The 13,269-nt window shown below is 40.1% G+C and carries 8 protein-coding genes; 3 read left to right on the forward strand and 5 right to left on the reverse strand.

Annotation, left to right across the window (positions count from 1 at the left end; all coding sequences use genetic code 11):
* Nucleotides 1–19 precede the first annotated feature (19 nt).
* From fbaA to secDF, 5 genes are all read right to left on the reverse strand, one after another.
* Nucleotides 20–1,087, reverse strand: coding sequence for a class II fructose-bisphosphate aldolase (gene fbaA, locus WG989_RS16970; RefSeq protein WP_340431237.1), 1,068 nt, complete (start codon nucleotides 1,085–1,087; stop codon nucleotides 20–22).
* A 97-nt stretch (nucleotides 1,088–1,184) separates the two neighbouring features.
* A complete protein-coding gene (locus WG989_RS16975) occupies nucleotides 1,185–2,723 on the reverse strand; it encodes a hypothetical protein (protein WP_340431238.1) in 1,539 nt (512 codons plus the stop codon).
* Entirely contained in the window at nucleotides 2,707–3,528 is an 822-nt protein-coding gene (locus tag WG989_RS16980) for an ABC transporter substrate-binding protein (RefSeq protein ID WP_340431239.1), read from the reverse strand. The genes WG989_RS16975 and WG989_RS16980 overlap by 17 nt, the downstream gene beginning before the upstream one ends.
* 849 nt (nucleotides 3,529–4,377) lie before the next feature.
* Nucleotides 4,378–6,621: a monovalent cation:proton antiporter family protein gene (locus WG989_RS16985; RefSeq protein ID WP_340431240.1), complete on the reverse strand. Its 2,244-nt coding sequence runs from the start codon at nucleotides 6,619–6,621 to the stop codon at nucleotides 4,378–4,380.
* A gap of 259 nt (nucleotides 6,622–6,880) precedes the next feature.
* Complete coding sequence (gene secDF / locus WG989_RS16990) at nucleotides 6,881–9,880, reverse strand: protein translocase subunit SecDF (RefSeq protein WP_340431241.1); 3,000 nt, start codon at nucleotides 9,878–9,880, stop codon at nucleotides 6,881–6,883.
* A gap of 216 nt (nucleotides 9,881–10,096) precedes the next feature.
* Here secDF and WG989_RS16995 point away from each other — a divergent pair, with 216 nt between their 5' ends.
* The 3 genes from WG989_RS16995 to WG989_RS17005 all read left to right on the forward strand — a co-directional run bounded on the left by WG989_RS16995 (nucleotide 10,097) and on the right by WG989_RS17005 (nucleotide 13,250).
* Complete coding sequence (locus WG989_RS16995) at nucleotides 10,097–11,281, forward strand: serine hydrolase (protein WP_340431242.1); 1,185 nt, start codon at nucleotides 10,097–10,099, stop codon at nucleotides 11,279–11,281.
* 2 nt (nucleotides 11,282–11,283) lie between these two features.
* On the forward strand, nucleotides 11,284–11,997 hold the full coding sequence (locus WG989_RS17000; protein ID WP_340431243.1) for a DUF4397 domain-containing protein: 714 nt from the start codon (nucleotides 11,284–11,286) through the stop codon (nucleotides 11,995–11,997).
* Nucleotides 11,998–12,059: 62 nt separating this feature from the next.
* Nucleotides 12,060–13,250: a pyridoxal phosphate-dependent aminotransferase gene (locus WG989_RS17005; RefSeq protein ID WP_340431244.1), complete on the forward strand. Its 1,191-nt coding sequence runs from the start codon at nucleotides 12,060–12,062 to the stop codon at nucleotides 13,248–13,250.
* Nucleotides 13,251–13,269 lie beyond the last annotated feature (19 nt).

Here is a 13,269-nt window from a genome sequence, read left to right on the forward strand (position 1 = left end):
CAATTAAAAGTAGTAACAATTATGCATTCCTGTTGATACAGTTCAGATCGTCAAAGGCTACTTCAAGACGCTTGATAAAGCTCTCTTCTCCTTTGCGTAACCATACACGTGGATCGTAGTGTTTTTTGTTAGGACTATCAGGGCCTTCCGGATTTCCTAATTGTCCTTGTAAATACCCTTCGTTCTTTTTATAGTTGTTGAGAATACCTTCCCAGAACGCCCATTGCAGATCGGTATCGATGTTCATTTTAATTGCACCATAACTGATCGCTTCACGGATCTGGTGTTGAGGAGAACCGCTACCGCCATGGAATACAAAGTAAACCGGCTTAGGGCCAGTACCAAGATTCTTTTCAATATAGACCTGACTGTTATGCAAAATAATCGGAGTCAACTGAACGTTACCGGATTTATAAACACCATGTACATTTCCAAAAGCAGCAGCAACAGTAAATAATTTACCTACTTTGCTCAACTCAGTATAAGCGTATGCAACATGCGCCGGTTGCGTATAGAGTTTTTCATTATCTACATCACTGTTATCTACACCATCTTCTTCGCCGCCGGTTACACCCAGTTCAATCTCAATTCCCATTCCTAACGGAGCCATACGTTTGAAAAACTCAACTGAGGTATGAATATTTTCTTCCAATGGCTCTTCGCTGAGATCAAGCATGTGTGAACTGAAAAGAGGTTGTCCTTTTTCTTTATTGAATTCAACACCTGCATCAATCAACCCACTGATCCAGGGCAGCCATTTTTTTGCAGCATGGTCGGTATGCAATACAACAGGCACGCCGTAATACTTTGCCACATTATGAATATGTAATGCACCTGAAATGGCGCCACGGATATTTCCCTGCAATTGATCGTTGGGCATTCCTTTACCTGCAATAAATTGTGCACCTCCGTTTGAGAACTGGATGATCACTGGAGAATTTACTTTTGCAGCTGTTTCTAGTGTTGCGTTGATGGTATTGGTACCAATGGTATTTACAGCAGGAAGTGCAAACTGATTTTCTTTTGCATCATTCAATAAAGCTTCCAACTCTTCGCCAAAAAGTACACCGGCTTTGTATTTGCTCATATTCGTAGTTATTATAAATGGTTGCGGGCAGGTACCCGATTTTTTTGAGCCGCTAAGATAGTTAAATACTCATTAGCAGCTTTCAAAGGGTGTTTTTTTAAGGTTCAACAAACTGTTGTTCGTTCAGCTCCACAACCAGCAGGCCGGGCTGCAGTTCGATGAAGTTTTTGCCCATTGCTGCAATATTTCCTTTTAAGAATTCATCTTTTTCCTGCTGTGCCTGATAGTAGAAAAAATAATACTTCACCCGGTACTGTTTCAACTCTTTTACCAATTCCTCCATAGGATAGATCGGTTTCACGATCGTATAAAAGGGACTGCCTGTCCGGTAAGCAATTACCTGGCAAAAATCTGCTTTAATGTTTGATGTAAACCTTCCATCAATTCCCCTGGCTTTCATGTTATCGGCCGTATCAAATATTTCTTTGTGATCGTATATTTTATCTTTTAATAAATTGATCGGCTCCAGCAAGAAACTTCCAAAAAACAGTAACCAAATGATCACCCGTTGCCATTTGAGCAACGGAAAGCGTTGAAACAACAATTGCAGTAACCATCCACCGGCAACAAAAAATATAAAACTGGTTGCCCATATAAATCTTGTTTCAAGATGTAATAAAATATAACCTGATGGCAGTACAAGCACTCCAATAATGAGGTATAACCATTCTTTGCTTTTTTCTTTGAAGTACATAAATCCACTCAGTAATAAAATTGCCGGCGATAAAAATGAAAGATCATGAATGCATTTCAACCATTGCTGAAAGTTGAATAATATCACACGTAGTTGATGTAACGCAACGGTGATGAAAGGAGCAGAGCCGATATTATCAACCCGCATATGCCAGGGATCTTCCCATACAGATGATGAACCTTCATGTGGTGGTGGATGAATGATGGGGCCGGGGGGCGGACCATCAGCAAAATTCCAATGGGCATTAAACTTTCCAAAAGCGATCATCCATTCTCCATACTTCCAATGTAACGCCATCAGCCACGGAAACGTAAACAAAAAGAACATGAAATAACCAGCAGCTAATTGTTTTATAGCATTCCGCTTATTGGGATTGAGAAATAAATGAATGACAAAGAAGTGAAAGATAAAAAATGGGAACCCGTACGACTTTGCGAGGTAAAGTGTTGAACCAATTGTTCCGGCTAATAAATTTTTAGGAATGCTTGAAAAAAAATCTTCTTCTTTGATCAGGTTAAAATAGATAAGCAGCAGAAAAACAAGCAGTACATCTGCTGCCAATTCAAAATGACAATACGACAAAAGAATAATGACTGATGCGTATTGAATAGCTGCCTTCAACCATAACTCCAGAGAAAATTTATTGAGCAGGGAATGTAACACGATCAATGAGCCTATGGAAAAAATAAGATTGCTTACTTTAAATGCGGCCCAATCATTTAATCCGGCTTTGATCAAAGGAATCACCAACCATGAATGCAATGGATTCCAGAAACCATTTACTGCAAGTTTTAAATCGCCGTCAATGTAATGATGTGCCACTTCCATGTAACCAATTGCATCAAGGTCTGATACGTATTGATAAAGTGGCCAGGTTACCACAAACAAAACAATAAACAACAGAGCGGAAAAAGGCAGACGTTGGTTATACAGTAAATTCATCGTTTAAAAATAAGCTTTCCTTTAGTTTTCTGAAATAGTTTGCTGCATGGATCAACCGGCTGCCATACCAACTAAACAGTTCGCCATCAACTATTTTTAAATGAGGCATTGAAGGATTTACTGTTTGCCACTCGTTTGCAAACAAATGAAGATGTTTTTCTTTGAACGGAAATGGTTCTGATGAAAAGAGAACAACGTCTGCCTGTGCATTGATCAATTCCTGCATACTGATAACAGGATAACGGGCATGGTGAGCAAATACATTTTCAAAACCTGCAGCTTCCATCATTGTATGGATAAATGTATCGCCGCCAACTGTCATGTACGGCTTTTGCCAGATGAGGTAAGCCGCTTTCACCGAAATATTGGTTTTTGGAAGAGATGCAAATTCGTTCTGTATCGTTTGAATAATTTCTGCGGCACTGCCTTTCTTTCCGGTAAGAGAGCCAATCGTGGCCATCATTTCATATGCATCTGCAAGCGTTGCAATATCACTGCACCAAACGGGGCAAAATGCTGCAATAGCCTCAACCTGTTCTTTTACATTTTCTTCTTTACTTCCAATTACAAGATCGGGCTTTAACGACTCGATCAACGGCAGGTTCAATTGCTTGGTTCCTCCAATTCTTGTTTTCGATTGAAACCATTGTGCTGGATGCACGCAAAATTTGGTGATGCCGATCACTTCATCCGTAAGTCCAAGATCATAAAGAAATTCTGTTTGAGATGGTACGATGGAAATAATTCGCCGGGGAAGGGAAGGGGGAGAAAAAAGATTGCCTGTCTGGTGGTGAACTTGTTTCATTTCATTTCAGACAGGCAATTTAATTAAATTAAGCGGTTCCTTGGTGTTTGATGGTTTTCCTTTGGTACGAAATTTTAATTCAGAGGATTTTGGAACCGAGTTTCTTCTTTCTTTCAAAATATCCCCCTTTCGGGCGAATAAAAAGAAAAAAAGATCTGGATTTCAGAGGATAATTGGTTTGGATTTCAATTTGTTTTCTTAGGATCCAGATCTTTTTAATAAAGCCTTTTTTGGTCTCTTGGTTTCCGCAACAGATTTCTCTGGGTCGGTTGGCTTTTTGGTTCTTCAGGATGTTTGGACTAGGGTCTTTCGGTTAGGATGTTTGGATTTTTCTTTGGTTTTTCTTCGGACGTTTGGACTTTAACTTTGGTTCTTCTTCGGACGTTTGGATTTCAATTTTGGTTCTTCGTTAGGATGTTGGTTTCGGTTTTTTCGTTAGTCAGGATAAATTGGATTCTTCAACGGTCTTTGGTTCTCTTTTAGGTTGTTGGATTAAAACTACTTCTAAATAACTTAAGTTGATCGGTATTGGATTTTTTGTTTGGTTTTTTAATGGATTTGAATATTTAGTCTAAGTGTTTTTCTTAAGTCAACAGCGTTTTGTTATTCAATCAACTTACAATACAAAAGTAAAAGGACTGTTAAGACTTAACAAGAGCAGTATTTCTCTTTTTTGCAACAACGGTATTTACCCCGCATAACGTAGAACTACGCAACTATATGCCGTGTAGTTACGTATTCGGCGCTGAGGTTGCGCTGAAACTTAAAAAAATAAGACGAAACGCAAAAAGCAGAACACAAATTGCGTGTTTTACGCAGCACTATATCTTAGCAGCGCCGGTAACAATTTTATCCGATCGTATTGATCAATTTCTTTTCACCTACAATCCAAACAACATCACCTTGCTCAAATACAAAATCTGAAGCAGGATTCAGCAAACGTTCCCCATTTCGTTCAACACCTACTACCAGTCCGTTTGTTGCAGCACGTATTCCTGATTCACGGATGGTGTGATGAATAAACGGAGAATCACTGTTCAATGTAAACTTATCAAGCTCCATTTCAACTTCCTGTTGTTTTTCCAATTGTCTTTTATCTGGCCGGAGAACCGCATTCATTTTTATTTCCTGTGCATCCGTACAAATAATAAACAGCTTATCACCCGGAAAAATCCGCTCCGTACGCTGAGGTGAGGGAATCGATAGTTGCCCACGCCTGATCATAGCAATATTGATACCGATTTTTTCACGCCATTGCAATTCTTCAAGTGTTTTACCAAGGATGAATGAATTGATCTCGGGTTCAATTTCAAATGTGACCATATGTGCATCCCAGGGAGCCATCGTTACATCACGTTTACTGGCGAGTAAATTCAATTGTTTTATTTCTTCCTGTAACTCCCGATCGTTCAGATTCCGAATGAAACGATTTTCGATCTTATCATATAAGAGTTGTATTTTTTTTCTGAAAATAACAAAGACTGTAATGATCAAAGCGGCAGCATATATAGCAATATGAAAAGAGAAAAATCGATTGAGCAGAAAAATGATAAAGAATAATGCCAACGAAAGTTTGATAAACCGCATCACCCATATTGGGCCACGGTATTTTTGTTGGGCAAAGATCCTTGCAAACGATTCGTTCTGTTCGTTGCGTACAATTAAACCCCATAGAAACGGTGCCATGATCATTAAGGTGATGCTTGCTGCAGTAATTCCACCGAATGCGTAATTAGTATTCGCTGCGATCCAGGGTGGGAGATAGGAAGCTGACAGGTAAATGATGGCTCCATTGATCGCTGAAAAAAGAATCACATTCAATACAAATGAACGAAGCAGCGATTCCCAGTCGCTTACGGAAGTGATGATCTGTGCTTCTGAACTGTAACGCAGCAATGATCTGCGCCAACGATCAGGCAGCTTGCGATCGATCCAGTTGTACACTGGTGTGCTGGCTTTGATCAAATAAGGAGTGGTAAAAGTTGTAACCGCCGAAACAGCGATGATGGTGGGGTACAGAAACTCACTGGTGAGCTTAAGGCTTGTACCCAAAGCAGCAATAATAAACGAGAACTCACCAATTTGAGCAAGGCTCATACCGGTTTGTAAAGACACCTTCAATGCATTACCTGAAATAAGTGCACCCAGTCCCGTTGTAAAAATCTTTCCGAAAATACAAACCACCGTAATCAGAGCAATTGGACCTGCATACTCTACCAGCTGCGACAAATTCACCAACATACCAACCGAAACAAAGAAGATTGCACCAAACAGATCTTTTACCGGAGTAATGAGATGTTCAATACGTTCAGCCTTTGTTGTTTCAGCCAACAATGATCCCATTACGAAAGCACCCAATGCAGGAGAGAAGCCTGCAGATGAAGCAAGATAAACCATGAGCAAACACATAGCGATCGACACTACAAGAAGTGTTTCATCGTTCATCAGGTGCTTTGCTTTTTTTAACAGCGTTGGGATAAAAAAGATACCTGCAACAAACCAAAGCACCAGGTAGATAGCAAGTTTACCGATCGACAGTGCTGTATCAAGACTCATGAACTGCTTACTAACAGCAAATGTTGATAGCAATACAAGCAGTGCAATGGCAATAATATCTTCTACGATGAGTATACCAAATACAAGTGTTGCAAATTTTTTCTTTTTCAATCCCAGTTCATCAACCGCTTTAATAATAATAGTAGTTGATGAAATAGCCAATGCTGCTCCAAGAAAAATACTGTCGATCGTGGACCAACCCAGTATCCATCCTGTACCAAATCCTAATGCCGACATTCCAACCGCTTCAATAGAAGCCGCAACAGAAGCAGAACCGCCTACTTCTACAAGTTTTTTAAAACTGAACTCAAGCCCCAGACTGAATAATAAAAAGATCACTCCAATTTCAGCCCACACCTGCACATTATGAATTTCGATAACTGAAGGAAAAAATTCAAAATTTTTACTGACCAATATACCGGCCAATATATAACCAAGTACAAGCGGTTGTTTCAGCTTCTTAAACAGAAGTGTTGCAACAGCTGCCACGCCGAGTATTAAAGCAAGATCTGTAATTAAATGAGGTAAATGATTCATACTACAATTCCGTTTCTGTTATTGTAAACTCCAAACTGAAAATCTGGTACTGTGAAAATAAAAAGTGTGCAGGATCAAATGACGGGCTTTCCTGATACAGCCATATTAAAAAACCGGTATTGATACGCTATATCCTGCATTTCAGATACGTTCAAAAATATCAAAAAAAATCGACAACCCTGCGCATGAAGAACATGCGGCATATGAAACAAAAAGCCCGACTAAATTAGTCGGGCTTTCATTTATTCAGTCGATTGAATTAACTGATCGAATGTCTTGCTTTTGCCAGTGTTTTATCTTTTTCAGGTTCACCCAATGGTTTGTCTTTTGCAACATCCATCAGGATAGGAGCTGCTACAAATATGGATGAATAACAACCTGTAATAACACCCACCAACATTGCAAACGCAAAACCTCTGGTAACCTCACCACCAAAGATGAAGAGCGCTAACAAGGTTAAGAACACCGTCAGAGAAGTCATGATGGTACGTGCCAATGTATCGTTGATCGCTTTATTCAGAATCACACCTTTATCCTGTCCAAACATTTTGGCACTGTATTCACGTACACGGTCAAATACAACCACTGTATCGTTCATAGAGAAACCAATTACTGTTAAGATGGCCGCAATAAAGTGCTGATCAATTTCTAACGGGAACGGAACAATATTTTTGAAGAAGGAGAATACGATCAACGTTACCAATACATCATGCAGCAAGGCAACAATTGTACCTACTGAATAACGCCAGTCACGGAAACGGATGAAGATATAAAGTGTGATCACAAGCAAGCCAAGAATAGTTGCCCATAATGCACCTTTTTTCAAGTCATCAGAAATAGTAGGTTGTACTGTTTGTGAACTTTGCTTGAAATTAGTTATAAACTGCTCGTACGTTGTACCTGCAGGTATAAATGATTTCAATCCTTCATATAATTTATTTTCAACCACCGCATCTACTTCCTGTCCCGGCTGTTCGATCATGTAATCGGTAGTAATATTCAACTGCTTGTTATTACCAACAGTTTTAATGATCGGATATTTACCAAATACTTTGTTCAGTTCGTTCGCAACATCTTCGTTTTTCATTTCACGGTCAAACTTCACAGTGTAGCTACGTCCGCCACGGAATTCAACACCATAATCAAATCCGTTAAAGATCGAACCAACACCAAGCAATACTACAACCAATGAAATGCCGTAAGCTACTTTGCGGTATTCAACGAATTTATATGCAGCATGTTTAAAAATGCGGCGGGAGATGCTTGTGAAATATTCGAAGTGACGCTTTTTGTTTGTCCATGCATCAGTGATCAATCTTGATACAAGGATACCGCAGAACAAACTCAACAACAAACCAATGATCTGTGTGGTAGCAAACCCTTTTACAGGGCCTAAGCCGAAGTAAAGGAGAATAAATGAAGTGAGCAAGGTTGTAATATGTCCGTCAAGTACAGGTGCCAAAGAGCGACTGTAACCATCCTGCACAGCCATCTGGTAACTTTTGCCTTTGGTCAATTCTTCTTTGATACGCTCGAAAATAATTACGTTCGTATCAACAGCCATACCAATGGTCAATACCAAACCTGCTATACCTGCTGCTGTTAACGTTGCCCCAAATGCACTTAATACACCCACTGTAAACAACAGGTTAAGAATAAGGGCAATATTAGCGATCCATCCACCAGTGTTGTAATACAACAACATGAGGATAAAAATAATTACAAACGAAATGATGAATGACAGTGAACCACCTCTGATCGCTTCTTCACCAAGTGTAGGACCTACAACTTGTTCCTGAACAATTTTTGCAGGAGCAGGTAATTTACCTGTACGTAATACACTGGCAAGGTCACCGGCTTCCTGAATGGTAAAGTTTCCACTGATCTGCGAAATACCTCCGCTGATAGCGCCATTGTTTACACCAGGAGCAGAGTACACATAATTATCTAATGCAATGGCAATGGCATATTTACCATTGAACGCATCGCCCGTCATTTTTTCCCAGATACCGGCACCCTTGGAATTCATTTCCATTTGTACCTGCACTTCATTTGTACGTTGGTCAAAATCCTGACGTGCATCGGTAATAAATTCACCGGTAAGTTTTGGTTGATCGCTACCTGCAACGGTTTTGATCACAAAAATTTCCAGCAAGCTTTCACCTTTCTTATTTTTTCCAACCGGCTTTGCACCATACAGGAAACGCATGGTAGAAGGGATGGATGATTTCACCACATCGAGGTTGGTATATTTTGAAAATGTTGCTGTATCTGAAATACGGATCAACCCAACAGTAGCACTGCTGAAGCCTTGTGCAGGACCATCCAACTGTTGAAACATCAATGATGTTACAGGTTGATCAGCAGCAGTAACAGGGTTTGCTGTATCCTTTGCAGCAATGCTTGCTGTATCAACAGCACCAGTTAAATAGGCCTTTACTTTTTGATCGATCTGTTGCAGGCTTTGTGTTACTGCAGGATCATTACTAGTATATGTTTCCCAGAATTCAAGATTCGCCGTTGCCTGTAAAAATTTACGTACACGCTCAGGATCGTCCACACCTGCTAACTCAACAGTAATGATACCTTTATTTTCATCGTAACTGATATTCGGCTGTGCAACACCAAACTGATCGATCCTTGCAGTCAAACGATCGTAGGTACGTTTGATGGCATCTCTTGCTTCAACACGTATGGCATCTAACACAGCACCATTCCCGGCATCGATCTTAATGGTTTTATTTTTACCACCTGCAAACAACGGAGCCAATTTGCCACCTGCATTTGTTTCGGTATAAGCTTGTCCAAACAATGTAACAAAATCAGCGTCGCTGTTTCTCTTTAATTGATTTGCACGTTCGATGGCTTTATTCAACAGAGTATCTTTCTGGTTGTTACTCATAGAGCGTATCAAACCATCTAAACCAACTTCAAGTGTAACGTTCATACCACCTTGCAGATCCAAACCAAGATTCAACTCTTGTTCAGTTGCTTTTTGATAAGTTAACTTCGGATAAAGTACAGGAACATTCATCAGTTCCTTTTCCTTCAAACTGTCAACATACCTGCGGTAAACTGCATTCACTGCAGAGTCTTTTGTTTCTTTAGAAGCAGTAGCAAAATTGTTCTTGACAAATTTCTCAGCGCTGGCTTTTTGTTTGCTTTCAAAACTATTGACGATCCATGTAAAACTCAGTTGGTAAACAGAGATAAGGATCAACGCAATCGCAAAAAACCTGACCAAACCTTTCAGTGCCATAATAAAATTGTAATTTGGGTTCTTTTTTTAAGGAGGGCAAAGATAGGGGTTTCATATCGAAAGCGAACAGGCCCCAATTCACTGTTTTCCACTATCCTAAGCCTGTTTGTGGTTGCTGTTTATGTCTTATTTTTGGCCATGTTCAAATGGGTGTTTTTTTCATGTTTTGGGTTCGCTTTTCTCTTCATTTTCCAAGCCTGCAAAACCGGTAAAACTGTGGTTGCCAACGAAAATTTTCTCGAAAATCTGCTGGCGCAACAGCCGGATGCGTTTTCGCAAGTGCTCAAAAACCGTGATTCATTTCGGGTGCAGGTGATCTATACCCGTATCGATCGGGATAAAAAGAACAGGCCCCGGTTTACCGATTTTCCGTTGAACCTCAAGCCCGATGACTATTTCTACCCGGCATCTACCGTTAAAATGCCTGTGGCTTTTCTTGCATTGGAAAAGCTGAACCGGTTGGGTATTCATCGTTCAACAACGCTGATCACAGAAAAAGGAACCGAAGGTTTATCCGCTGTTTATAATGATCCAACATCGCCCGATGGCCGGCCAACCATCGAACACTATATCAAAAAGATTTTTGTGGTGAGTGATAACGATGCCAATAACAGGTTGTATGAATTCCTCGGCCAACAATACCTGCACGATCAACTCACAGCCAAGGGATATACCGATGCTCAGATCATTCGTCGCCTTGCGATTACGATGCCGGAACAACTGCACCGAACCACCAACCCGGTGAGTTTGAGAGATAGTGCCGGAACTATTTTACATCAGCAACCATTGATCACAAGCGCTTATCCATACATCAAACGAACTGCTTTTTTAGGAAAAGGTTATTTGAATGAGAAAGATGAGCTGGTAAACAAACCGATGGACTTTAGTGAAAAGAACAGGGTTTACCTGGCCGATCTGCACAACATGTTGCGAACAGTTTTGTTCCCCGAAACAGTTCCGGAAAAACAGCGATTTAATATTTCGGAGGATGATTACAGGTTTCTCTATCAATACATGAGTCAGCTGCCCGGAGAAACGAAGTTTCCGGAATACGATACCACACATTTTTTTGATGCTTATTGCAAATTCCTGATGTTTGGCACACAAAAGAAATCTTCGATACCGAAGCATATCCGCATTTTTAACAAAGTGGGGTGGTCGTATGGATTCTTAACTGATGTAGCTTACATTGTTGATTTTGAAAAGAACATTGAATTTATGCTGAGTGCCACCATTTATTGTAACAGTGATGGTATTTTGAATGATAACAAGTACGATTATGATACGATCGGCTTACCGTTTTTGGAGAAGTTAGGAAAAACGGTTTACGAATATGAATTACAGCGTGAGCGAAAACACCAGCCTGATCTGTCGAAATTTAAAATGACCTACGAAAAATGAGGATGAATAAATTGCTTTTATGTATTGTGTTGATGATCATATTTGCGTCCTGCAAAAAAGATCAGGTGCCCGGTACAACAACCGATGTATTGCTGATCAATGCTTCGCCCAATTCGGGCGCTCTTGAACTGTTGCAAAACCAGCGGTCGATCGGACAACTCAATTATGTAACAGGTCTTCAGCCCACAGTTAGTTACACAACACTCGACAGTGGTTTCAATAATTATAAACTGAAAAAAGGTACCGCCGAACTTGCAAGTTGGTTGTTTACCAATACAGGTAGAAAACTATCTTTTTTTGTGAGTGATTCGACTGCACAATCATCTCTTAAGTATTTTTTTCTCACAGATAACCTTGATACTGTCGGGTTGGGGAAGAGATCAAAAATAAGATTGGTACACCTTAGTCCGGATGCTGATACAGTTGACATTGTAACAACCCGTCCTATCAACCCTGCAGAAGATTCTGTAGTGATGGCTTCCAAAATTTATGCAGGCACCTACAACCAATCAGAGATTCTTTCAACAGCTGCGTTTCAAAATTTTTATGCAGATTCGATTGTGTATGTAAAAATCAGGAAACGCAGCAACAACAACATTGTAAAACTTTATCAATTCAATTTTGAAAAGGGGGGCGTGTATTCGCTGTTGCTGAAGGGATACCTGGCACGTGGCGGAGCAGATTCGTTATCGCTTTCAATTATTCGGCATAACTAACAATCAATAGGAACAGATCAGGTAACTTGCGGCACACAAATAATTTATAATCTAATCAACAAATGAAACTTTCTTCTCTGTTAAGCAGGTTCAGTGAACCGGAAACGTTGAAAATGGCAAAGCTCGGCCGTGAATTAAGAGCAAAGGGTGTGGATGTGATTGACCTTAGTTTAGGTGAACCCGATTTTGATACACCAACACATATTAAAGATTCTGCAAAAAAAGCGGTAGATGATAACTATAGTCATTATACCCCGGTACCGGGCTATGTTGATTTACGTGAGGCAGTTTGTGTAAAATTAAAACGTGATAACGGACTTGATTATAAACCGGAGAACATTGTTGTTTCAACAGGTGCAAAGCAAAGTTTGGCAAACATTATTTTAGCAACAGTTGATGTTGGCGAAGAAGTAATTATTCCTGCACCATTCTGGGTTACTTATTCTGAATTGGTAAAAATTGCCGGAGGTGTTCCGGTTATTCTTCCAACCAAAATGGAAAACAAATACAAGATCACTGCTGCTGAACTGGAAGCATCGATCACTGCAAAAAGCAAAGTGTTTTTGTTTTCATCGCCATGCAATCCCTCAGGATCGGTTTATACAAAAGAAGAGTTGAAAAGCCTGGCGGATGTATTTGCCAATCATCCAGACATCTTCATTATTTCTGATGAGATCTATGAGTACATCAACTTCGTAGGAAAACACGAAAGCATTGCACAGTTTGATGCTATTAAAGATCAAGTGATCATCGTAAACGGCCTGAGTAAAGGTTATGCCATGACGGGTTACCGTTTAGGCTATATTGCTGCTAATGTGGATGTAGCAAAAGCCTGCGAAAAATTACAAGGTCAGTTTACAAGCGGTACCAATGCTGTTACACAACGGGCAGCGATCGATGCTTTAGTAGGCGATCAGGCACCAACAGTAGCGATGACCAAAGAATTTGAGCGCAGAAAAAAACGTGTAATGGAACTGATCAGCGAAGTACCGGGCTGGAAAGTTGCGGAACCCGATGGCGCATTTTATGTGTTTCCGCAAGTGAGTTATTACTTTGGAAAATCAGATGGCACCAATCAAATCAACGATGCAGATGATCTTTGTATGTACCTGTTGAATGTAGCAAATGTGTCAACTGTTACAGGTCGTGCATTTGGAACACCGGATTGTATTCGTTTATCATTTGCCAACAGTTTGGAAAAAATTGAAGAAGCATATAAGCGGATCAAAGCTGCGCTGGCTAATTTGAAATAAACTGAAAGAAGTATAAATG

The organism is Lacibacter sp. H407, assembly GCF_037892605.1.
Lineage (GTDB): Bacteria > Bacteroidota > Bacteroidia > Chitinophagales > Chitinophagaceae > Lacibacter.